At 37.1% G+C, this 24,840-nt stretch carries 18 protein-coding genes; 10 read left to right on the top strand and 8 right to left on the bottom strand.

Annotation, left to right across the window (positions count from 1 at the left end):
• The first annotated feature begins 98 nt into the window (after positions 1–98).
• The 6 genes from rpoH (at position 99) to BZK16_RS01550 (ending at position 5,644) form a co-directional block, all read left to right on the top strand.
• A complete protein-coding gene (gene rpoH / locus BZK16_RS01575; protein ID WP_077927147.1) occupies positions 99–965 on the top strand; it encodes an RNA polymerase sigma factor RpoH in 867 nt (288 codons plus the stop codon).
• 14 nt (positions 966–979) lie between these two features.
• Positions 980–1,585, top strand: a complete 606-nt coding sequence (locus tag BZK16_RS01570) for a BON domain-containing protein (protein WP_077927146.1) — start codon at positions 980–982, stop codon at positions 1,583–1,585.
• Positions 1,585–2,916: a glutathione-disulfide reductase gene (gene gorA / locus BZK16_RS01565; RefSeq protein WP_077927145.1), complete on the top strand. Its 1,332-nt coding sequence runs from the start codon at positions 1,585–1,587 to the stop codon at positions 2,914–2,916. Before BZK16_RS01570 ends, gorA begins: the two co-directional genes overlap by 1 nt.
• Before the next feature lie 61 nt (positions 2,917–2,977).
• Positions 2,978–4,444 carry an inorganic phosphate transporter gene (locus BZK16_RS01560; RefSeq protein WP_198932426.1) on the top strand — a complete coding sequence of 489 codons (1,467 nt, stop codon included), beginning with the start codon at positions 2,978–2,980 and terminating at the stop codon, positions 4,442–4,444.
• A 6-nt stretch (positions 4,445–4,450) separates the two neighbouring features.
• Positions 4,451–5,011: an L-threonylcarbamoyladenylate synthase gene (locus BZK16_RS01555; RefSeq protein WP_077927143.1), complete on the top strand. Its 561-nt coding sequence runs from the start codon at positions 4,451–4,453 to the stop codon at positions 5,009–5,011.
• Between the two features lie 105 nt (positions 5,012–5,116).
• A complete protein-coding gene (locus BZK16_RS01550) occupies positions 5,117–5,644 on the top strand; it encodes a PAS domain-containing protein (RefSeq protein ID WP_077927142.1) in 528 nt (175 codons plus the stop codon).
• A 65-nt stretch (positions 5,645–5,709) separates the two neighbouring features.
• Here BZK16_RS01550 and ubiT read toward each other — a convergent pair whose 3' ends face one another.
• Positions 5,710–6,186, bottom strand: a complete 477-nt coding sequence (gene ubiT / locus BZK16_RS01545) for a ubiquinone anaerobic biosynthesis accessory factor UbiT (protein WP_158076782.1) — start codon at positions 6,184–6,186, stop codon at positions 5,710–5,712.
• Positions 6,187–6,276: 90 nt separating this feature from the next.
• Here ubiT and ubiU point away from each other — a divergent pair, with 90 nt between their 5' ends.
• The gene (ubiU, locus tag BZK16_RS01540) at positions 6,277–7,275 is read left to right on the top strand and encodes a ubiquinone anaerobic biosynthesis protein UbiU (protein ID WP_077927140.1); all 999 of its coding nucleotides are present in this window, start codon (positions 6,277–6,279) and stop codon (positions 7,273–7,275) included.
• 18 nt (positions 7,276–7,293) lie between these two features.
• Positions 7,294–8,166 (top strand): U32 family peptidase, encoded by an 873-nt coding sequence (locus BZK16_RS01535; RefSeq protein WP_077927139.1) that lies wholly within the window; start codon positions 7,294–7,296, stop codon positions 8,164–8,166.
• A gap of 106 nt (positions 8,167–8,272) precedes the next feature.
• Here the strand turns inward: BZK16_RS01535 and BZK16_RS01530 are convergent, their stop codons facing one another.
• Positions 8,273–8,827 carry a hypothetical protein gene (locus BZK16_RS01530; protein WP_077927138.1) on the bottom strand — a complete coding sequence of 185 codons (555 nt, stop codon included), beginning with the start codon at positions 8,825–8,827 and terminating at the stop codon, positions 8,273–8,275.
• A gap of 103 nt (positions 8,828–8,930) precedes the next feature.
• Positions 8,931–10,037 carry a saccharopine dehydrogenase family protein gene (locus tag BZK16_RS01525; RefSeq protein WP_158076781.1) on the bottom strand — a complete coding sequence of 369 codons (1,107 nt, stop codon included), beginning with the start codon at positions 10,035–10,037 and terminating at the stop codon, positions 8,931–8,933.
• A gap of 269 nt (positions 10,038–10,306) precedes the next feature.
• Here BZK16_RS01525 and BZK16_RS01520 point away from each other — a divergent pair, with 269 nt between their 5' ends.
• On the top strand, positions 10,307–13,951 hold the full coding sequence (locus tag BZK16_RS01520) for a pilus assembly protein (RefSeq protein WP_077927136.1): 3,645 nt from the start codon (positions 10,307–10,309) through the stop codon (positions 13,949–13,951).
• Positions 13,952–14,076: 125 nt separating this feature from the next.
• Here BZK16_RS01520 and BZK16_RS01515 read toward each other — a convergent pair whose 3' ends face one another.
• Both BZK16_RS01515 and BZK16_RS01510 read right to left on the bottom strand, forming a co-directional pair.
• On the bottom strand, positions 14,077–16,140 hold the full coding sequence (locus BZK16_RS01515) for a TonB-dependent receptor domain-containing protein (protein WP_077927135.1): 2,064 nt from the start codon (positions 16,138–16,140) through the stop codon (positions 14,077–14,079).
• A 308-nt stretch (positions 16,141–16,448) separates the two neighbouring features.
• Complete coding sequence (locus tag BZK16_RS01510; protein WP_077927134.1) at positions 16,449–18,521, bottom strand: TonB-dependent receptor domain-containing protein; 2,073 nt, start codon at positions 18,519–18,521, stop codon at positions 16,449–16,451.
• 392 nt (positions 18,522–18,913) lie between these two features.
• On the opposite strand from BZK16_RS01510, the gene BZK16_RS01505 reads away from it, so the two are divergent.
• Positions 18,914–19,984, top strand: coding sequence for a zinc-dependent alcohol dehydrogenase family protein (locus BZK16_RS01505; protein WP_408645556.1), 1,071 nt, complete (start codon positions 18,914–18,916; stop codon positions 19,982–19,984).
• Positions 19,985–20,112: 128 nt separating this feature from the next.
• Here BZK16_RS01505 and alaS read toward each other — a convergent pair whose 3' ends face one another.
• From alaS to leuC, 3 genes are read right to left on the bottom strand one after another with little or no spacing between them, the layout of a single operon-like run.
• A complete protein-coding gene (alaS, locus tag BZK16_RS01500; protein WP_077927132.1) occupies positions 20,113–22,719 on the bottom strand; it encodes an alanine--tRNA ligase in 2,607 nt (868 codons plus the stop codon).
• Positions 22,720–22,747: 28 nt separating this feature from the next.
• A complete protein-coding gene (gene leuD / locus BZK16_RS01495) occupies positions 22,748–23,413 on the bottom strand; it encodes a 3-isopropylmalate dehydratase small subunit (protein ID WP_077927131.1) in 666 nt (221 codons plus the stop codon).
• 10 nt (positions 23,414–23,423) lie between these two features.
• Positions 23,424–24,827, bottom strand: a complete 1,404-nt coding sequence (gene leuC / locus BZK16_RS01490; RefSeq protein ID WP_077927130.1) for a 3-isopropylmalate dehydratase large subunit — start codon at positions 24,825–24,827, stop codon at positions 23,424–23,426.
• Positions 24,828–24,840 lie beyond the last annotated feature (13 nt).

Genomic DNA, 24,840 nt, shown 5'->3' with positions numbered 1-24,840 from the left:
TTATGGTAAGCATAGTAAAAAGATAATAGAAGACAATAAGAGACTATGTCATCATAGATTTATGATATAATAGTCTGTCAAATTTTAAGGGAGGTTTAATGAATAAATCTTTAGTTTTAAGAGCTAATTCATTGCCTGCTGTCAGTGATGACTTCAGTGCATATGCTTCTGCAATCGCAGATATCCCAACTTTAAGTGCAGAAGAAGAGAAAGAGCTTGCAACGCGTTTGATTGAAAAAAATGATATTCAAGCGGCACAATTATTAGTTTTAGCACATTTAAAATTTGTTGTTCATATTGCTAAAGGCTTTACTGGTTACGGTTTGCCATTAGTAGATTTAGTACAAGAAGGGAATGTTGGCTTGATGAAAGCAGTGAAACGCTTTGACCCAAGTTACAACGTTCGCTTGATTTCGTTCGCTGTTCATTGGATTAAGTCAGAAATTCATGACTTTGTCATTCGTAACTGGCGAATTGTTAAAGTGGCAACAACTAAAGCACAACGTAAATTATTCTTTAACTTGCGTTCATCTAAAGAATCTTTAGGTTGGCTCAATGAAAATGAAGCTGAGAATATCGCAGCGGATTTAAATGTTAGCGTCGATGAAGTGAAAAGAATGGAATCGCGCTTGTTTTCTAATGATGTTTCGTTTGATTTATCCACAAGTGATGATGACAATGAACATTATTCACCATCAGAATGGTTGGCAGATGAAAATATGGATCCATTAGTACAAGTTGAACAAGATGATACTGAACAGAAAAGCTTAGAAGCTTTAGCAAATGCTATGGCGAGCTTGGATGATCGTAGTCGTGATATTGTTCAGCGCCGTTGGATGGAAACAGATGACAGTAAAAAGCCAACATTGCATGAATTGGCTGCTGAATATGGTGTGTCAGCAGAACGTATTCGTCAGATTGAAGCGCAAGCAATGACGAAGTTGAAAAAATTCCTGATTGAATAATCAATTGGATCGTTATGAAATCTAAAAAATTATTAACAATTTTGTTAGGGGCATTGATTTTGCCCCTATCTGGCTGTGCGCCATTATTAGTATTTGGTGCAGTTGGCACAACAGGTGTCATTATGGCGGATCGTCGATCAAACGCAGTTATGCTTGAAGATCAAGAAATTGAATTGAAAGTGGATAAGGCTATACGTGACCTGCCTTATGGCTCGAAAAATCACATTAACAAGGTTAGTTACAATCACGTTGTGCTGTTAGCGGGTGAAGTGCACAATCGAGAAGTGGGTTTAACTTTAGAAAATGAAGTTAAAAAAATCCCAGGTGTAACAAATGTCTACAATGAACTGGTGATAGCACCTGCATCATCATTTGGTGAACGTTCGCAAGATACTTTCTTAACTACGAAAGTTAAAGGTGAAATTGCATTGTTGAATATCGCACCTGACTTTTATGCTGGTAATGTTAAGGTTGTGACGGAGCGAGGCATTGTTTATTTAATGGGCTTATTGAAACCATCTGAAATGCAGCCAGTGATTGACCGTGCGCGTGGCGTTTCTGGTGTTGTTGAAGTTGTACCATTATTCCAAACATATTACCCAGAGAAAAAGGATAAGTAATGAAATATGATGTAATTGCTCTTGGCGCTGGTTCAGGAGGAATTTCCGTTGTAGAGCGTGCTGTGAGTTATGGCGCTAAATGTTTAGTGATTGAAAAAGGTATGGTTGGTGGCACATGTGTGAACGTTGGCTGTGTACCGAAAAAGATCATGTGGAATGCATCTCATGTTGCAGACACAATTCGCAATGCATCTGGTTATGGCTTTGATGTTGAATTGAAAAATTTCTCTTGGGTAACATTGAAAGAGAAGCGTGATGGTTATATTGGTGGCATCACAAATTGGTATGGCGGTTACATTGAATCTTTAGGCATCGATTATATTGAAGGTGCTGCAAAGTTCATTGATGATCATACAATCGAAGTGAATGGTGAACGTTATACTGCTAATCACATTGTAATCTCAACTGGTGGTCGTCCAAAAATTCCTACAGATGTCAAAGGTGCTGAATTTGGCATTACATCAGATGAGTTTTTTGCATTAGAAACGCAACCTAAAAGTGTTGCTGTGATCGGTGCGGGTTACATCGCTGTAGAAATTGCACAATTGATGCAAGGTTTAGGCACTGAGTCACATTTATTCTGCCGTAAAGAAAATGTATTGAGAACATTTGACCACTTTGTAACGGATGAGTTGAAATTAGAGTTAGAAAAAAATCTCTCATTCCATACAAATTCTACGATTGAAGCCATCGAAAAAACTGCAAATGGTTTAGTCGTTGTTTCTAATCATGGTCGCACAGAAGTTGAACAAGTGATTTGGGCGATTGGTCGTGATCTGAATACAGACAACATTGGTTTAGAAAATACTTCCATTAAAATGGAATCAGATGGTGTGATCCCAGTTGATCAATATCAAGAAACTAATGTAAAAGGTGTTTTTGCATTGGGTGATATTATTGGTGAATTCTCATTAACACCAGTTGCAATTGCAGCGGCACGCCGTTTAGCAGATCGTTTATATGGTGGTAAAGAAGGTCGTTATTTACCTTATGAAAATATCGCAAGTATTGTGTTTTCCCATCCACCAATTGGTACTGTTGGCTTAACAGAAGCGGAAGCAGAAGCTCAATATGAGAAAGTAAAATGCTATACAACATCATTTACTTCTATGTATTCAAGCTTTACGCCACATCCTGTAAAAACAGCAATGAAATTAGTTGTTGTGGGTGATGAACAAAAAGTTGTGGGTGTTCATATGATTGGCCCACAAGTGGATGAAATGTTGCAAGGCTTTGCAGTTGCAGTTCGCATGGGCGCAACGAAGCAAGATTTTGATGACACAGTTGCGTTACATCCAACTTCTGCAGAAGAATTGGTGACAATGCGCTAAACATCGCTAGCATTTTGTATTACAATAGGCTCTTTCGTCATTTGAAAGAGCTTTTTTTATGTTGGCTGAATTTTTTTCTGGACTTGATTGGCATGTCATTTTAATTTTGATTGGCTCTGTCGGACTTGTTCTAGCTTTTGAATTTGTAAATGGATTCCATGATACCGCCAATGCTGTAGCGACAGTGATTTTTACCAAATCAATGAAGCCTGGCATGGCGGTTTTTTTATCTGGCATATTTAACTTTTTAGGTGTTGCATTGGGCGGTTTGGCAGTTGCTTATGCGATTGTAAATCTATTGCCAATGGAATTATTAGCAACGGCAAACTCAACGAAGGGATTGATTATGATCTTCTCATTGTTGGTTGCAGCGTTGATTTGGAATTTAGGTACTTGGTACTTTGGTATTCCTGCTTCAAGCTCTCACACTTTGATCGGATCAATTTTAGGCGTTGGTTTGGCAAATGCATTGATTGAGCATGGCTCATTAGTGGAAGGTGTGAACTGGGCGAAAGCTTATGATGTATTCTTCTCATTACTATTTTCACCATTGATTGGTGCTGGTGTTGCAGGTTTATTTCTATTATTGTTATTGAAATGGAAGCCTAAAAGTAATATCCATAAAACACCACATATTCGCCATAATATCGAAAAGAAAAAGCGTCCGCCATTCTGGCCGCGTTTTTGTTTAGTTTGTTCAGCAATGGGCATGAGCTTTGCTCATGGTCAAAATGATGGACAAAAGGGGATTGGCTTGGTGATGTTAGTATTGTTCAGCATTGTGCCAGCACAATTTGTTGTGAACATGAAATCGGATGTTTATGACATTCAGCAGACTAAAATTGCTGCAGAATTGATCATCACTTCTTATGATAAAAATAAAGATGTGATGGAAAAGTTATTCCCAAGGCCTGAAAAAGTAGAACAAACACTTTTCAGCTGTGAGCCATCTGAAATGGTTGCACATGCACAGAAATTAGTGGGTTTATTGGATGGCATTACTAGCTATGATCAGTTAACAACGGATCAACGCTGGTCTGTGCGTAACGAAGTTTTGTGTTTAGGCAATGTGACTAAGAAGTTAGAAAAAGCAGAGGATTTATCTGATGCTGATCGTAAAACTTATAAGAGCATTTCTAAGAACTTAACAAAGACAACTCAATATGCACCAATTTGGGTGATTTTCGCTGTGGCATTAGCGTTAGGTTGCGGCACGATGATTGGCTGGAGAAGAGTTGTAGAAACTGTTGGTGGTAAAATTGGTAAGAAAGAGATGACTTATGCCCAAGGCATGAGTGCTCAGATTACAGCAGGTGTTTCGATCGCTTCAGCAAGCTATTTGGGTTTACCAGTTTCAACAACGCACATTTTATCAAGTGCAGTTGCAGGAACAATGGTTGCGAATAAATCCGGTTTGCAAGGATCGACAGTGCGTAGTATTTTAATGGCATGGGTATTAACATTACCTGTTTCAATTATTTTATCATTTACGTTATATTATATCGGTAACCTTTTATTTATTAGTTAGTTGGTCATGAGCAAGTTATTAACAGTGGAAGAAGGGATTGAAGCATTAGTTCGTCAAGAACTAATCCTTTATCCTACAGAGGGCGTGTATGGCATCGGCGCTGATGCACGAAATGTAGAATTAGCCAAAAGAATTTGTGAAATCAAAGGGCGACCGTTAAGCAAAGGCCTGATTGTTTTAGCTGACTCATTAGAAAGGTTACAAGATTGGATTTTGCCATTAACCGAAGAGCAAAAAGCATTGATGGAAACTATGGATTTTGGTTTTCATCATACTTGGTTAGCGCCAAGAACAGATCAATGTCCAGATGTTTTATCTGGGGATTCGTCTGATTTAGCAGTAAGATTAACAACGCATCCTGTGGCAAAAGCGTTGTGTGAAGGTTTTGGTGCTCCTTTAATTTCAACGAGTGCTAACATTCAGGGAGAACCTGCTATAATGTTAGAAGAGGATGCTTTAAGATTTTTTGATTCTGAAGTGACTGGTGTTGTTGCAGGTAGATTAGGTGGGATTCCACAAGCAACAAAGATCCAGCATATCGTGACAGGAAAAGTTTATAGAACTTAGTATTGATAGGAATCAAATAGAGAAAATAAATACCTTTTAACGTTTGTGATTGTGGTATGTACGTCATAATATAATTAAATAATTTGTGTATATAAGGAATCATCTATGGATAACAATGTAGACTACAAAATTCCACCGAACATGGAACTTTCCGATTTACCTCAAGGTACAATAGAGTATGTAGAAAAGACTTTGACGTATTATGAAGGCTTCCAGCGTCGAATTTATGTTGTGGATGAGGAAGTGCCTTATCCAGATGGTCGCTTGATTGTTTCGAGAACTGATACACGCGGTATTATCACACACGCTAATAGAGCATTCGTGGATATGTCTGCATGGACAGAAGAAGAGTTAGTAGGTTCACCACACTCTATTTTGCGTCATCCTGATGTTCCACCTGTGATCTTTAAAGATTTATGGGATACGATTCAATCAGGTAAGCCTTGGCGTGGTTTTGTTAAAAACTTGCGTAAAGATGGTCGTTATTATTGGGTTTATGCAACAGCAAGCCCAAACTATGAAGATGGCCATATCATCGCTTATACATCTGTTCGTCGTAAGCCTGCACGTGAAGGTGTGAATCAAACGCTAGAAGTGATTGGTAAAATTTGGTCAGGTGAATTAGTGCTATAATTAATATTAAATCAGTATTAATAAATTATTTAATAAAAAATCCCGCATAGCGGGATTTTTTATATCTAGAGCATTTCACTATAATTAATTAATGCTTTTTGCATCGTTTTTGGCAATAGATCAAAGTCTAAGCTATCTAGCCAATTTTTAATTTCTAAAACTAAAGCTGTCTTACCTTCGATTGCTAAAGCACGATTGAAGAATAATGTATCAGGATCTTCTGTTCTGGAGATTAATAAAACCAAAGGATTAAATGTTGATTTTAATATGACATCAGCTTTTTCATTAGCATCCAATGCTACCAGCTTATTATTTCGTAATGTGATGGTTGTTGAATAATGAATATCATCCACGTTAATTTGAAAAGTTTTATTCTCTAAAAAATCCAATTCACCTTCAGCAATTGCCTCTTTAAAGAAATGATTCATGGCAATATTAATGCATTGAATTTTTAATTGATTCGGCATTATCTTCAAATGATATTTGCACAGTTTTGGCAAAATATCAGGTAAATGCTTTGAAACTTGAGCGGGTATTTGCATAACGACCTCAAAATTGATTCCAATCAAACCACTCATACTGTAAACAATCTATCTTAATAGCATTTTGATATTAATCATAAATGAGGCGTTATGGAATTATTATGCCCAGCGGGTAATTTACCTGCTCTGAAAACTGCATTTGAAAATGGTGCAGATGCTGTCTACATTGGTCTCAAAGATGAAACCAATGCTCGCCATTTTCCAGGGTTAAATTTTACAGAAAAACGATTACAAGAAGCAGTGAAAACAACGAAAAGCTTTGGTAAAAAACTGCATGTTGCAATTAATACATTTGTGAATCCTTCTTCTTTTGATGTTTGGAAAAGTGCTATTGATCGCTCAGCTGGAGAAGGTGTTGATGCTTTGATATTGGCAGATATTGCTAATTTGGATTATGTTGCCAATCAACATCCTGAGATGGAAATACATTTATCCGTACAAGCCTCAGCTACCAATCTCGAAGCCATTAAATTTTATCAGCGTGAATTTAATGTTAAGCGGATCGTGATTCCTCGTGTTTTGCCCATTCATCAAGTAAAAAAACTCGCACAAGAATCTCCCGTTCCATTGGAGGTTTTTGCATTTGGTGGGTTATGTATCATGGCAGAAGGACGTTGTTATTTATCATCTTATACGACAGGTAAATCACCGAATACCGCAGGTGCATGTTCACCTGCGGAATTTGTAGAATGGCGAGAAATTGAAAATGGCGGTAAAGAGACACGTTTGAATAATATTTTGATTGATCGCTTTTCAGAATCTGAGCATGCAGGTTACCCGACTTTATGTAAAGGGCGATTCAATGTCGAAGATTCTCTCTATCATGTGATGGAAGAACCGACGAGTTTGAATACAATTTCATTGATTCCTGATTTTTTCAAAATGGGCATTGCATCAGTGAAGATAGAAGGGCGCCAACGCAGCCCAGCTTACGTTGCTAAAGTTGCCAAAACATGGCGAGAAGCAATCGATTATTATCAAAAATCACCCAATGACTTTCAAGTGAAAGCACAATGGGATCAAGCATTGAGTGAAATTTCAGAAGGTAAGCAAACCACTTTAGGTGCTTATAATCGCCATTGGCAATAAAGAAGAAGGAAAAGTCGTATGAAATTATCATTAAGCCCGATTCTTTATTGTTGGGGAAAAACTAGAGTTTATGATTTTTATGATACCATCAAAATGAGTGATATAGATATTGTTTATTTGGGTGAAATGGTCTGTGCAAAGCGCCAAGAACTTTTACTCAATGATTGGCTTGAGATCGGTCAAGAGCTCAAGAAACATGGCAAAGAAGTTATTTTAACATCATTAGCATTGGTGGATAGTCCATCTAAATTGTTGGATGTTAAAAAAGCTGTGAGTAATGGTGAGTTTATGATTGAAGCCAATGATTTTTCTGTCATTAATCTGTGTGTGGAAAATCAATTACCATTTGTGGTAGGGCATGCTTTAAATATCTACAATGCAGAAGCTTTGGCTGTGATGCTACGTAATGGCATGCAACGATGGTGCTTTCCTGTGGAGCTTTCGCAAGAATGGTTGAGTGCCATTCAAAAAGAATGTGAATCACAGGGAATATGGCAAAAATTTGAGAAAGAGATATTAGCTTATGGCTATCTGCCTTTATCATATTCTGCACGATGCTTCACAGCGCGCAATGTTGGGCGAGATAAAGCAGATTGTGAAATTGCTTGTATTCATGATCCGGCAGGTAAAGCTGTATTGACGCAAGATGATCAACGCATTTTTACAATGAATGGCATTCAAATGCAAAGCGGGCTTTGTTATAACTTAATCAACGAATACTCAGCGTTAGAAGGTTTAGTGGATATTATTCGTTTATCACCATTAGATGAGGATATTGTTAATGTGATTCAGCAATATCGTGTGAGAATGTTATCCAAGGATTATATTCCACAACCATTAACACAGAATGAATGCTCTGGATTTTGGACAGGCGAAGCAGGGATGAGATAATTCTCCGCGATATATTATATTCAAACAATTGAAAGCTGAAGCCTTCTCATTTGTGGTGAGAAGGCTTCTTGGTAACTATTTAACGTAATGAGTATATTATTGCAATTTACCAACTTTTAAAGTTAGTGAACTTAATGCGCTTAGCAAAAAAATCGATACTTTCATCAAAAGAGCGCTGGATTGCAGCTTGGAACTCTAAAATAGTTGGCTCTTCTTTTTCGAGAAAACGAGTATAGTCTGTGGATAATTTAGGTAAAACATCTTGTGCCATAGGATGCATTGTTGTGAAGCCACTCCATACGATATTTTCTTCAATCCCAACCAAGCGCGATAATGCTTTCTGATAAAACATCGCAGGCCCTAATCCACGAATGAATATGGTTCTATTGGTTGAGTTGGGCACAAGATCTGTCGCAAGCAGGTTGGAAATATCATAAACCGTCGATAAACGAAGTTCTTTAGTCAATAGATCTGCATAGTTAAAGAATTCATATTGTGCATTTTTTAACTCTTTGATGATCAGCTCAGAACTGACTTTATATTGTTTTTGAGCCAAAACGCCATATGTTCTATAAATTGCAGAGAATTGTTTCTCTAAATTCTCTTCAATGATTTTTAATTTATCTTGGTCGCACAACGTTAAAATGTTTTTGATGGCCATGATACTTACCTCTAATTATTTGTTTTAGTTTGAAGTACTACTTATTATAATAGTTCATTTTACAATTATTAACATTGATATTAGTTAAAGATTTGATCTTTAACTAATCTTTATCAGTAAAAGTTTTAACATTTATTGTATTAAATTCAGTAAGATATTCATCCAATGTAATGAGATTCATACTGGAAAATGCGCCTGATTGTATTATTGTTTGATTGGCTAATTTTCGCGCCAGAATAATAGAAGCAAAGCAGGGAATATTAGGGCCTTCATTGTCATAGCCAATGATTTCCCAATTAATAGTGAGCGGTTGTTGCTGATGATCTATGCCTTTTAACTTAACTTGCATGCCACTTAAACCATCACCAAATCGTTCAAATTTTTGGGCGGTTTTATAGAATAAATCAACATGTTTGAGTGGTTCTTTTATAAGATGATATCGCTTGAGCCATGAAACAAACCATGAACTAATTTGTACGATGCTAATGCCAACGCCAGCTTTGAAAGTGACTTGTTGCACAGTTGGATAATTCATAGGAAATAATGCTAGATCTGGCACACTACAGTTACCAACCCAGCGCTTATTGGGTAAATGATAAAATTTTTGGTGAGTTAAATTTTGTAGCCCATAAACTTCTTGCCATTGTTGATTTTTCCACATTGTAAATTTTTGACCACAATAACTCAGCACTGCTGACAATGTACTAATGCCAGGCACTTTCTCTGAAGCACTGAGCGCAATATCTATATTATTTAACTGTGAATACTCAGATAGAAAATGATTAACAACAGCGCTATTTAAGCTGGGTACAGTGCTTGCACCAGAGCAAATGAATAGATTCTTTTCTTTTGCAATGGAATCAAATTGGACGATATTTTCAACAAACTCTCTAGAGTCTGCTAAATCAATGTAATGAATACCCGCATTAATGGCTGCTTGAGCCATGTCATAAGATTGATTTTGAAAAGAGCCAACCGTTGAAATAACCAATTGAACAGAATGAGCATGAAAGGTTTGAACTAGATCATCTTGATGAACATCCAATTTTACATAGCGACAATTCAGCTGATTGGCCAAAGCTTTTGCCTTGTTTTCATTGCGACCTGCAATGATGACTGAAATATTTTCTTCTTGGCTCAAGGCAGTTGCAATGAGTTGCCCAAAATTCCCATAGCCACCTAATATCATGACTTTGAATGTCTGTTGCATGTTCATTCCATCTTATTTTTATGTTATTCCTTTGAGTATACTCAGTTATAAAAAAAGTGCTATGAATAGCGCTTTAAACTGGAAGGTAAATTAAAAGTTAAAAACAATTATTCTTGGCAATCTAATTATAAATTTATCAGTTAAAACTATTTAATATTTAAATATTATGTATAAATTGATCAAAATTAGCTTTTAATTTTAATAATTACGATATAGTAAGATAAAGAAAATTAAGAGTAATATCAATAATGTAAAGTAAGGATAGTTTGATGAAATTTAAAAATGTATATTTACAGATATTAATTGCTTTAGGGGTATTATTTGCCCCTGTTGGGTATACCCAAAAATCAGGACCATTTAAACCGTCACAAGAACCAATTTTGAATACGCCTCAGCCAAAATCTAATATTCAAATGGTTTTGGATGATTCTGGATCTATGGCTACTTCTGATATTTATATGCTAGAACATGCATATGGGCAAGGTCAACCTACATGTAAATCTGATGCTGCAGCTGTTAAATGGGGAAAGGATTTAGAAAAGGAGGGAATGTATAATGCTTTTCCTGCAAGAAACCAGTACGTTCCCTGGGATCCAGAAAAAGTAGATGATGATGGTATGATTAATGGTAAAACAGAACCACCGCCATATAACCGTTGTCTAAAAGTTACCCGTGGTAATGCATTAAGCTATGTAGTCCAAGAAATTTTAAATCGATATAGAGATAAGGCCTTTGTTGGCGCCAATGTGATCAATAAAAATGGGAATTTATTAGATAATGGCGAAAAAGGTGGTCTAATCACTTTGCCATTGAAAGATTATGCCTATGATGAACAAGATGACTTTGATTTGAAATTGAAACCTTTATTAGATGCAATAGAAAAACCTTCTGGCGGTACACCTACTGGAGAAGGTTTATATCACGCAATGAAAATTTTACGAGGTGCCCCGATTCCATTGAAGGCTGGTTCCAGCACAACAGGTAAAGCACCAAACCGTTATTATCCTTACTATCGTTATGAGACACCTTTGCGTTATCGTTGTCAGCCTAGTCATATTGTTAATATGAGTGATGGTTACAGTGCTAGTACGACGGTTTATGGGATTTTTAGCCAAGACTTCCCCTATCTATCAGAAATAAAAATGTCGAGCCGTGAAAATGACTATGTTATAGGTGGAGTAAATTTAATTTACCGAGCAGTAATTTCGAGTAATTTCTATGATTTTGGTCGCTTAGCTGCTGGATTAGATTTGCGTACGGCATCTAAACCTGTTTGGAATGCATCAACAAAACAATGGGATGAAAAACGGTTGGATGATGCAGGAAAGCCTTGGAATGACCCTATTTATTCTACTAAAATGCCTATCATACTTAATAGTGTATCTCTGGGATTAGACCCTCAAGCTACTGCATTTAAAAATTTAGTAGGCCCAACTGGTGGTGTCAGTATTGGTTTTAAACCAGGTAAAGATTCTGAAGGTAAAAACTTAGAGTATACAGCAGAGGATTTATTGAATTCTTTTGATTCAATATTTTCTAACATTATTCAAAGCTCTAGTAGTACTTTAGCCGTGAATGATAAAGTTTATGCTGATGTTTTACCATATAAAGTAGAGATGATTAATGGGCGCTTATATATGGATGGAAAACCTACTGATATGGGAAAATTAGGTGCTATTAGATATAGTACACGATATGGGTTTGGACAGCGTTATGGCATTATCTCTGCAGTTGTACCATACACTAATGGTAAAATTATTGATAAAGATGGCAAAGAGGTTGATAAAATTGATTTATTTGAGTTATGGAATACTAGTGCAACAATTAAGCCCGGCCAGGGGAATTATGTAACATATTTAGATAGTAAACAAGGCTATTCTAATTACCCTGTGGGCACTAGATTGTATCGTGTTCACTCTGGAAAAGCTTTAATAAATTTTAAAGATATATACCAAGAGATGACTGGGTTTAGAAATGACGCGTGGCATTACCATGTGCATTGGTTATATGAGTTTACACGTACTAGTTTTAGACCTTACAATTTACGCTCAAGAATGACACCTATGGGTAGCATTACGAATTCGGATATTAGGTTAGCTAATAAAGATATTCTTAATATTAATATTGCTAAAGATAAAATGGCCAAACCATTGAGTAACGAGATGGTTAAATGGCTAAAATTTAAGGCACAATGGCAACCTAAAAACTTTATTATTGCCAGTGATAATGATGGATTTATTAACTTTATTAATGCGCAGCGTGGGTTAAATAAGGCTAATGAGCGAAAAGGTGGACAGCGTGATACCGCTTATTTTCCACAGATTGCTTACCGTAAAATAAATGATATTGCAGTAAAGAATCAGAAACCAATATTAGTTTTTGAAGGACGTACTAATTTAGTAGATGCTAAAGTGTATCAAGAAGGTAAAGGTAATTATTATGCAACATTAGGTATCACTGGCATGGGGGGCGGTGGTAAAGGATTAGTTGGCTATCGTATTTTTGCATCAGAAGAAAGTACAGTGAATGATTGGATATTGGGTCAACGCAAGCCAAGATTGCCAGCAAGTTATAGCAATCCTATTGATAAAGTGACGCCAATGTTTGAAATTAGTAATGAAGGTATTGCTAAGCATCGTACGCCTGGTTTTGAAAATTTAGGTTATACCTATTCAGGGTTTGAATATTTCAATCGCCTTATCATGCAGAATGGTGAAAAGAGAGGACAAGCTGTAGCTGTCTTTGGTAATGGTTTTGGAACAGACAAGTCAACAGTTTATTTTATTGATGCCTATACTGGAAAAAAATTAAATGAAATAGTATTGAACCACCAAGGTGGTGGTGCTGCAACACCTGCTATTATTGTTAAGGCAGATGCTAATGGAGGACAAATCATTGATCGGCTATATGTCGGGGATTATTCAGGTACTTTATATAAAATAGATTTTAATGGAAACGATTTTACGGATAATTCAGAAATTAAAGTAACAGCTTTATTTAAAGCACCTATTACTAATATTGGACAATCTGCTATTTCTACAAAACCATTAGTTATAAAAAATAAAGAAGGATCAATGCAAGTATTTTTTGCAACTGGTATTGCCGCAAATAAGGAGCGTGATCGCGGTGATAATGCAGCAGTATTGCATAGTATCTATGGTATTACTGATCGGAATTTATCAGATGGAAATTCAACTAATAGTGCATTAGCTATAAATAATTCAAATTTATCATTGTCAGCAAAATTATCAATTAAAGATCTTAAAAAAGGTGATGTTAAGTATAAAGATGGGACACAGATAGATTATCAGCAGAAGAATCGCTATGAAATAGATATTGTGACGCCTATAGACCAAACACCTGATAAAAAACTAGATGGTTGGTATATGCAATTAAGCTCTGATGGACTTAATAGTGGTGAGCGAGTGATACAAGATCCAAAATATGATGGTTTGAATCGAAGTGTAATTTTCTCTACATGGGGCGTAGTCGAGCGGAAAGATGTCAATGATAATGATTTACCTGACCCATGTCTACGGGATACTCCATTTGGTAAAATGTTAGCTTTTAATATTTCAACAGGTGGAAAGGCAATTGGTGGAGGTCATGGGGGATTGAGTAATGTTGGTTCAGTGGGAACTATACCTGGTGGTTTAACAGGAGATTTAATAGGAACTGCTCCTGAAGACAATAGTACTACATCATTAGACGACTTGGGAAAGGAACTGGTTGATGAGCTAATTGAAATTGTAGGCGTAGATAATAGCTCTTTAACAAAGAATACTGAGGGTGTGGGAGCAACTTGTGAAGGTAATATTGATGCTGAAGGGAACTGTGAGGTTAACATTGGGCGCATACCAAAACCCGAAAAACCATTGAAAAAAGGCCGTATTAGTATTACAACAGTTTTATAAGCAGCTATTTTAAAAAAAGGCCCCTAAGATATTTTAGGGGCTTTATTTATTTTTAATATTAAAAATTGAAATAAAGAAATAAAAAAGAATTGTTAGATGATAGATTATATCCGTAGGAAATTAGATTAGAAATCTACACTCACACCTAACCAATAACGGCGACCATCTAAACTCTTACCATATTTTTCATCAGTAATCTTCTTGTTAGTTAAGTTATATACCCCAGCAAAGAAGCTTGTGCGATCATCGAATTTATATGATCCACCGATATCCACCATTGTATAGCTTGGATATTCTGTGCCTTTAGCACCACCGCGTGATAACTGTGTTTCTTTGCCACGATAGTTCGCTTTTACCCAAACGTTAGCTTGAGGTGTAAATTGCCAATCAGCGCCGACATTCAATAAATGTTTAGGAATACGATTTAAAGGGTCACCTTTATTGGCACCACTAGTTTGTTTTGTTTTTGTAAAGGTATAGCTTGTTGATAATGTTAACTCTTCAACGGGCCTCCAACGTGCTGCTAACTCAATACCTTTAAGTGTTGCATCATCAATATTTTCATTAGTTTGGATGAAGTAGAACATTTGGCCATTAGGTGCTCGACATTTATCGTGCAGGGCAGAATTATATTTACCTTTATAATCAGGTGAACGGCATGTTTCAACATTTTGTAATTTATCTTTAAACTGCGTATAGAAAACAGTTGTATTAATATCTAAATTTTCATCGGGTGCAAAATTTACACTGATTTCGTAGTTTGTAGATTTTTCAGGTTTTAGGCTAGGATTGCCTAAGATCACACCATTAGTACGACCACCGCCCGTACCATGTCCCCAATCTGCAACTGCTTGGCGGATCGATGGCGTCCTATAACCTGTAGAAATACCGCCTTTGATTGTCCACGCTTCATCAATATTCCATACACCATATAAACGTGGTGTCCAATGGCTACCATAGTTTTCATCATGATCATAGCGGAGGCCAGCAGTGATGGCAAAGTTATCTAAAATCCACCATTCGTCTTCTATGAAAATTGCATAGCTTTTTCGAGCGATATTATTAACAGGAGTGGAGGATGTGCTGAATTTATTATTAGTGTCTCTTAATTTCTCATCAATGTATTGTCCGCCAACTGTCATTGTATGTGTACCAATTGGGATGATCACATTACCATTCACTTCAGTATTTTTTACAATCATGTTGCGTGAATAGTTATTATTTTTTTCATGAGAAACTAATAAGTCTGCAATGATGCCGCCATCAAATTCACCTGTATAGCGAAGTGATCCATTATTGCGTTTATATTTATTATCTGATGATTTATCCGCTGATTTATCTGCTGTCCAGAACCGTTTTTGGAAACCAGAGCCATATTCTAATTCAAATGTTTGACCTTTTACTGGTACAAAAGATAATTTACCACCAATGTTTTCGATACGTTGTTCTGGGTTACCGCCTGAAAACTCGTCTTCTCGGCGGTTGGAATATTTACCATACAATTGTAAGCCTAAAGTCTCTTTGATCAATGGGCCATTTAGGTAGAATTCTGTGTTACTACCATTACCTGCATCAGAATGATGTTGTACTGTATAGTCTGTACGAACGTTACCACCCCATTTATCTGCTACTTTTTTAGTGATGATGTTGATCACGCCACCCATCGCATCGGAGCCATAACGTGATGACATTGGTCCACGTACAACTTCAATACGATCAATTGCTGCTAATGGTGGAATCCAACCTTGTTCGATACCTGATCCATCACTATTTGGGCGTGTTTGGCGCGAGTTTTGACGTTTACCATCCACCATCATCAATGTGTATTGAGGTGCCATACCACGAATACTAATATCTTGGCTTGCACCGCCACCTGTAATTACAACCCCTGGAACATCTTTTAATGCATCTGTCACATCGCGAAATGGTGCATTATCTAATTCTGCTTTAGATACGACAGAAATAGATGCAGGTGCACTTTTAATTTCCTGACTGAAACCACCAGCAGTCACAACAACTTTCGATAAGTCGATGGCTGATGTTTCTTGTGAGAAGTTTTCTAATTCTTCAATTGTTTCATTGCTATTAACTTTTTCTTCTTGAGCGAATGACATTGGAGAAATGAGTGCAAATACAGCAACAGCAACTAAGCTATGTTTAAAGATGGGGAGAGTAAGATTGCGTGACATTAAAACCTCAGACTATAAAATTAAGTAATTAGAATTATTTGAGAATGATTATTATTACTAAATAATATAAATAGTCAAACAATAATGGTTTACATGGTTTTAAAGAAAATAGTGATGTTTATAGGAAATTTATTAAATTATGTTAATAATCAATATGTTAATTTTTATTCATGGTAATTTGTAGGTTTACAAAATGCTGTTTTGTATAATAAATGATCAAATAATTGTCAATATCTTGTAAATCCAACAATAAAAAATAGCACTATAAAATAGTGCTATTTTTAGGTTCATATAAGTTAATTATTTACTTAGAAATCGATGCTAACACCGATCCAATAACGGCGGCCATCTAAACGTTTGCCATAGTTATCATCATCAATTCTTTTATCTGTAAGGTTATAGATCCCACCATAGATATTAGTATCATTGTTATATTTATATGACATACCTAAATCAACAATTGTATAGCCATTGTATTGCTTATCTAATGGTCCACCGCGTGATGTAGATGCTTTCTCTTTACCATGATAGCTAACTTTTGCCCATGCATTGGCTTGTGGTGCAAATTGCCAGTCAGTTTTAATATTAAACAAATGATCAGGTACGCGATTTAATGGTGTGCCTTTTTTATCGCCACTTGTAATTTTTGTTTTGGTATAGGTATAGCTGCTTGAAAGTGTTAATGTATCAATAGGTTGCCATCTAGCTGCAAGTTCAAATCCATAAAGCTTAGCATTATCAACATTCGTTCTCTCATCGATGTACCAGAACTCTGTGCCGTTATACATACAAGTTGCATCTGTACCACCGTAACCAATCATATTGCAAACACGAGTAGTTTCGATTTTATCTTTGAACTTTGTATAGAACGCTGTTGCATTGATGTCTAATGCTTCATTAGGTGTGAATGATGTGCTAATTTCATAGTTAGTTGTTTTTTCAGGTTTTAAGTTTGAATTACCTAAAATCACACCGTCAATGGCATACATACCACCACCACTGATTTGTCCCCAACCATCTGTTGATTGACGTAAACCAGGTGCTGAATAGCCCTTAGACATACCACCTTTTAATGTCCATACATCATCGATGTTCCATACAGCGTATAATCTTGGTGTAAACTCACCGCCGTAATTCTCATCGTAATCGTAACGTAAGCCACCTGTTAAAGCGAAGTTATCCAATAACCACCATTCATCTTCAATGAAGAATGAATATGCCCAACGTTCCACTTTATTTAAATCAGGGTTGATTTGGTTGCCCGCATCAGATAACTTTTCTGTACGATATTGTCCACCTAATGTCACTGTATGTGTTTCAATAGGAACGATCACATTGCCTGATACTTCAAAGTTTTTCACTTTCATATCACGAGAATAGTTGTTATTTTCTTCGTGTGAAATTAAGAAATCACTTGTGATACCGCCATCAAACTCACCTAAATATCTGAGAGAAATATTATTTCTCTTATATTTATTTTCTGAGTCTTTATTGCGTTTACCTTTATCATTGAATTCAGAGATTGTTTTACCAACATGGCTGAAGCGCTTCTGGAAGCCCATTCCACCTTCTAATTCGAATGTTTGACCTTTAACTGGCACAAAAGATAATTTACTACCAAAGTTTTGTAGACGTTGTTCAGGGAAGCCTTTATTAACTTTATCTTCTTCACGGCCTGAATGCTTTCCATAGAGTTGTAAACCTAAAGTTTCAGCAATTAATGGGCCTGCTAAATAAAATTCTGTTGTATTTGTATTGCCTCTATCAGAACTTTCTGTCAGCGTGAAATCTGTGCGGATATTTCCGCCCCATTTATCTGCTACTTTTTTAGTGATGATGTTAACAACACCACCCATCGCATCTGAACCATAACGAGAGGAAATTGGACCACGAACAACCTCAATTCTTTCAATCGCTGCTAATGGTGGAACCCAACCTTGTTCGATACCTGCACCATCACTATTTGGACGAGTTTCGCGTGAGCTTTGGCGTTTGCCATCTACCATCATTAATGTGTATTGAGGAGCCATACCACGAATACTGATGTCTTGGCTTGCACCACCACCTGTAATGACAACACCAGGAACATCTTTTAATGCATCTGTGACATCGCGAAAGGGCGCATTATCTAATTCTGCTTTAGAAATTACAGAAATTGAAGCAGGTGCACTTTTAACTTCTTGGCTGAAACCGCCAGCAGTTACTACAACTTTGGATAAATCAATGGCTGATGTTTCTTCAGAGAAATTTTCTAATTCTTCAATAGTTTCATTGCTATTAACTTGTTCTTCTTGAGCAAATGAAATAGGTGCTAAGAATGCTACAACAGCACAGGCAAGTATGCTGCATTTAAAAACGAGATTTGTATTATAGGACTGCATGATATTCCTTAAGGATGAACGTAAAATAAATTGGTGGTTTACAATTACATTTGGTAATTATTATCAATTAGTAGTAATAGTCAAATATACATTTATCTTAAATGTTAATGCTAATTAGTCTTTTTCTCGTTATGAAAATTAAAAAATTATTAATTATCAAACCTTAATCCAAAAAGGTTAAAGATATATATTGAATTGGGCTGATCAAAAAATAGTCAAAAATATTTTATGAGTTTAAGTTTGAGCTAGGTTTACAAATGCTCAATTAAGCATGGTTATTAGTTTGAATCGGCGTTGTTTATTCGCTATGATGTTTGAATCTTGATTCATTCAAGTTGCTTACTCTATAACTATATAACTCTATTTAAGGAGGATTAGTGATGCAAAAAACAATGAAAGCAATGGTTTATTATGGCGCGGATGATTTGCGTTTTGAAGATCGCCCAGTACCACAAATTTTAGAACCAACAGATGCAATTATAAAATTAACAACGATAACGATATGCGGTACAGACCTTGGCATTATGAAAGGAAAGAACCCAGAAATTGAAACAACTGCCAAAGAGAAAACAGGTAGCTTTAATGGCCGTATTTTAGGGCATGAAGGCGTTGGTATTGTTGAAGAAGTGGGTAGTGCTGTTAAGAATTTCAAAAAAGGTGATAAGGTTATCATCTCTTGTGTGAGCCGCTGTGGTACTTGTGAAAATTGTCAAAAGCAATTGAATGCCCACTGCATGAATGGTGGTGGTTGGATCATGGGTTACATGATCGATGGCACACAAGCGGAATATGTTCGCACGCCATTTGCGGATACATCTTTGTATCATCTGCCAAATAACTTAGCAGAAGATATTGCTGTATTACTGTCAGATGCTTTACCAACTTCCCATGAAATAGGTGTTCAGTATGGTGATGTCCAGCCAGGTGATACGGTGGCGATTGTTGGTGCTGGTCCAATTGGGATGGCTGCATTATTAACAGCACAATTATATTCTCCAAGCGAATTGATTGTTGTAGATATGGATGATAATCGCCTTCAAATGGCTTTAGAAATGGGTGCAACAAAAATCATTAACTCTGCAAAAGAAGAGCCAATTGCAAGTATTCTTAAAATGACAAATGGCCGTGGTGTTGATTGTGCAATTGAGGCTGTGGGCATTCCACAAACTTGGGATGTTTGCCAACATGTAGTGAAAGAGGGTGGTAATATTGCAAACGTTGGTGTTCATGGTCAAGCTGTGAGTTTTGCTTTAGAAAAACTGTGGATTAAGAATTTGAAAATCACCACAGGTTTAGTGAATGCAAATACAACGGATATGCTCTTAAAAACGTGTTGTTCTGGTAAATTGCCACTAGATAAGATGATCACACATCACTTTAAGTTTAGTGAGCTTGAGCATGCTTATAAAGTGTTTAAGAACGCTGCGGATGAAAATGCCATGAAGGTCATTATTAATTGCTAATTGGTATTGAGATATTATTTCAGGTATAAAAAAGCGGGAATGAATCCCGCTTTTTGTTATTTTAAATTAGTAAACCTAAAAATAAATATCTACATTGCTCCCGTAGGGAGCAATGCTAAATATGATTTTTAGATTTTATCTTGAATCCAAGCTTTTGCAGCATCTAGTGCTTCTTGAACTTTAGAGCCATCTTGACCGCCAGCTGTTGCTGAATCAGGACGACCACCACCTTTACCGCCAACAATTGCAGCTGCAACATTTACGAAGTCGCCAGCTTTTACTTTAGCTGTTAAAGATTTTTCAATCGATGCAACTAATGTTGCTTTGCCATCTACCGCAGAACCTAGTAAGACAATACCTTGTGATTGATCACGTAATTTATCAGCCAATTCACGTAGAAGTTTGGTTTCAACTTCAGGAACCAATGCAACGATTACTTTAGTACCATTAATTTCTTGTGCTTGCGCTAAAATCTCATCACTTGCAACCAATGCCAATTTAGATTTAGCTTGTTGTAATGCTTTATCTGTTGCTTTTAGATCATTCAACATTTGATGCATTTTAATAAGAATCTGTTCTGGCGTTGATTTTAATGCTTCAGATAATTCAACGATCAAACGTACATTGCTTTGAACTAAAGATAGTGCATGTAAGCCAGTCACAGCTTCGATACGGCGAACGCCCGATGCAATGCCTGATTCTTGAATGATTCTGAATTGGCCAATATCACCTGTGCGAGCAACGTGAGTACCACCACATAATTCTAAAGAATCGCCCATTTCAACAACACGAACTTCATCACCATATTTTTCACCAAATAGAGCCATTGCACCTTTAGCTTTAGCTTCATCAATTGGCATGGTTTGAATTTCAACTGGGCTATTAGCAATGATTGCTTGGTTTACATGCCATTCAATTTGTTGCAATACTTCCAATGGAATCGGTGCATTGTGGGAGAAGTCAAAGCGCAAGCGATTATAAGTAACCAAAGAACCTTTTTGTTCAATGTGGTTGCCTAAAATATCTTGTAATGCGTTGTGTAATAGGTGAGTTGCAGAGTGATTTTTACGAATATCATCACGATATTGCTCATCAATTCTCGCATGAACTTGGTTAGCTTTTTTGAAAGAACCTTTAGAAACATGACCAAAATGAAGAATTGCATCACCTTGTTTTTTCGTATCTTCAACGATGAATAAGTTATCACCCATTGAAATAGAACCATGATCACCCACTTGGCCGCCAGATTCAGCATAGAAAGGTGTGCGCTCTAATACTACAATACCTTGAGCACCTTCAGATAATGAATCTACTAATTCACCATCTTTAGCCAATTCTAGGATGATTGTATCTAAATGGTTTTCTGTATAGCCAACAAACTCAACTGGTTTATCTAAATCAACAGCTACAGTTTTTTCTGCGCTGAATTGGTTTGCAGCACGCGCACGCGCACGCTGTTCTTCCATGCAAACTTCAAAGCCATCCATATCAAGCTCTAAACCTTGTTCACGAGCGATATCGTTCGTTAAGTCAACAGGGAAGCCGTATGTATCATACAATTTGAAAACTGTTTCACCAGAGATCGTTTTTGCACCATTCAATGCTTTGATATCTGCTTCTAACAATTTCAAGCCGTGCTCTAATGTTTCAGCAAAGCGAATTTCTTCTTGTCTGATCGCATCTTGAATGTGAACTTTCTTCTCGATCAATTCAGGATAAGCATCGCCCATTACATCAGCCAATGTTGCGACCAATGTATTGAAGAAAATATCTTTTTGACCTAGTTTATAACCATGGCGAACTGCACGACGGATGATACGGCGCAATACATAACCACGGCCTTCGTTAGAAGGTAAAACACCATCTGCAATCAAGAAAGATACTGAACGAATATGATCGCTGATGACTTTCAATGAATTGTTCGTTAAATCTGTTGTATTTGTTGCTTTTGCAGCAGCTTTGATCAATGATTGGAAAATATCAATTTCGTAGTTGCCATGAACGCCTTGTAAAACAGCTGCCAAACGTTCTAAACCCATACCAGTATCCACAGATGGTTTTGGTAATGGATGCAAAATGCCAGATTCATCACGATTAAACTGCATGAAAACTAAGTTCCATACTTCGATGAAACGGTCGCCATCTTCTTCAGGAGATCCTGGAGGGCCGCCCCAGATTTGATCACCATGATCATAGAAAATTTCAGAGCAAGGACCACAAGGACCTGTATCGCCCATTTGCCAGAAGTTATCTGAGCTACCATCATCTTTCAAACCTAAACGAATGATGCGTTCTTCTGGCACACCAATAACATCGCGCCAAATGTTAAATGCTTCATCATCTGTATGGAATACAGTCACTGTCAATTTTTCAGCAGGGAACATATAAACACTTGTTAATAATTCCCAAGCAAATTCGATGGCTTCTTTTTTGAAATAATCGCCGAAGCTGAAGTTCCCCAACATTTCAAAGAAAGTGTGGTGGCGCGCTGTGAAACCAACATTTTCCAAGTCATTGTGCTTACCGCCGGCACGAACACAACGTTGTGATGATGTGGCGCGCACGTAGTTACGCTTTTCCAATCCCAAGAATAGATCTTTGAATTGGTTCATACCTGCGTTTGTGAATAAAAGCGTCGGATCATTGTGAGGAACGAGCGAGCTCGAAGAAACTTCTGTATGTCCTTTTGAGATAAAGAAGTCTAAAAATTTACGGCGTATTTCTGTAGTTTTCATAAAGTCTAAAATTTGTTAAATAAAAATATTATAGGGAATGATCCATAAAAACCCATGGCGTTTTCTGTTTCATTCGCGCTTCATAAGCTTTAATATCATCAGTATGTTGAAGAGTTAGTCCAATATCATCAAACCCATTGAGTAAACAATATTTACGGAATTCATCCACATTGAATGAAAATGGTTGATGCAATGCTTTATTGTCTAGCTTACAAACCACTTGCTGTTCAGGTAGATCAATCTCGATTTCCAATCCTTCATGTTGATTGATTAACTGTATAATTGTATCAACATCTTCGGCAGAAAGCACAATTGGTAATACACCATTTTTAAAACAGTTATTGAAGAAGATATCAGAATAGCTTGGTGCGATCACAGATCTAAAACCATAATCATCCAAAGCCCATACAGCATGCTCACGAGATGAACCGCAGCCAAAGTTTTCGCGCGCGACTAAAATAGAAGCATTTTTGAATCGCGGCTGGTTCAATGAAAATTCTTTATTGAGTGGGCGCTTGGAGTTATCCATGCCAGGTTCGCCAACATCTGTATAGCGCCATTCGTCAAATAAGTTAACGCCAAATCCAGAGCGTTGAATGGATTTTAAAAATTGTTTAGGAATGATCGCATCTGTATCAATGTTTGGGCGATCAATCGCAACAGCAATGCCTTGATGTCTTGTGAATTTTTTCATTATGATCTCCTTAAATCAATGTGCGAACATCAACAAAATGGCCAGTAATAGCAGCGGCAGCAGCCATTGCAGGGCTCACTAAATGCGTACGACCGCCTGCGCCTTGACGACCTTCAAAGTTACGGTTCGATGTTGAAGCGCAATGTTCACCTGCATTTAAGCGATCATTATTCATAGCTAAGCACATCGAGCAACCTGGTTCACGCCATTCAAAGCCAGCCTCTAAGAAAATCTTATCTAAACCTTCTTTCTCTGCTTGTTCTTTCACTAAGCCAGAACCTGGCACGATCATTGCCTGTAAAATGTTGTTGGCAACTTTTTTACCTTTAGCGATGAAAGCAGCTTCACGTAAATCTTCAATGCGTGAGTTTGTGCAAGAACCAATGAATACTTTAGATAAAGGAATTGCTGATAATGGAATGTTTGGCTGTAAATCCATGTATGCCAAAGCTTTTTCCATACCTGTACGTTTGACAGAATCAGTTTCTTTAGCTGGATCAGGAATCATTTCATCAATACCGATCACCATTTCAGGGCTTGTACCCCAGCTTACTTGTGGTTTGATATCTGCAGCATTCAATGTGATCACTTTATCAAAATGAGCACCTTCATCTGAATGTAATGTATTCCAATAAGTAACGGCTTGATCCCACATTTCACCTTTTGGCGATAATGGACGATCTTTCACAAATTCTAATGTTGTATTATCAACACCAACCATACCAACGCGCGCACCAGCTTCGATTGCCATGTTACAAATAGTCATACGTCCTTCCATTGATAGCGCACGAATTGCACTACCTGAGAACTCGATTGCATAACCTGTGCCGCCAGCAGTACCGATCTCACGAATGATTGCAAGAACGATATCCTTAGCAGTAACGCCTTTGGATAGATCACCATCCACAATAATATTCATTGCTTTGGATTTCTTTTGTACTAAACAACATGTTGCCATAACATGTTCAACTTCACTTGTACCAATACCAAAAGCAAGCGCGCCAAATGCGCCATGAGTTGCCGTATGCGAATCTCCACAAACAACAGTCATTCCAGGTAATGTTGCGCCTTGTTCAGGGCCAACGACATGTACGATACCACGGCGAATATCACCAACAGGGAAGTAAGTTACACCAGCTGCGCGTGCATTTTGATCTAAAGTATCAACTTGCAAGCGAGAGATTGGATCTTCAATCGTCGTAAAGCCAGGTGTTGTTGGTGTATTGTGATCAGGTGTTGCAATGATGGAGTTTTTACGCCAGAGCTCACGATTTGCCAGACGAAGTCCTTCAAAAGCCTGTGGGCTTGTGACTTCATGAATGATATGTCTATCAATGTATAACAATGCAGTACCATCTTCTTCGGTACGCACAACGTGGGCTTCCCACAATTTATCGTAAAGCGTTTTGGCCATTTTAAAACCACCT

It is taken from the genome of Wohlfahrtiimonas populi, from assembly GCF_002006795.1.
Classification (GTDB): domain Bacteria; phylum Pseudomonadota; class Gammaproteobacteria; order Cardiobacteriales; family Wohlfahrtiimonadaceae; genus Wohlfahrtiimonas; species Wohlfahrtiimonas populi.
Note: the sequence above shows the minus strand (reverse complement) of the source record. Positions and strands in the feature narration are given on the sequence as shown.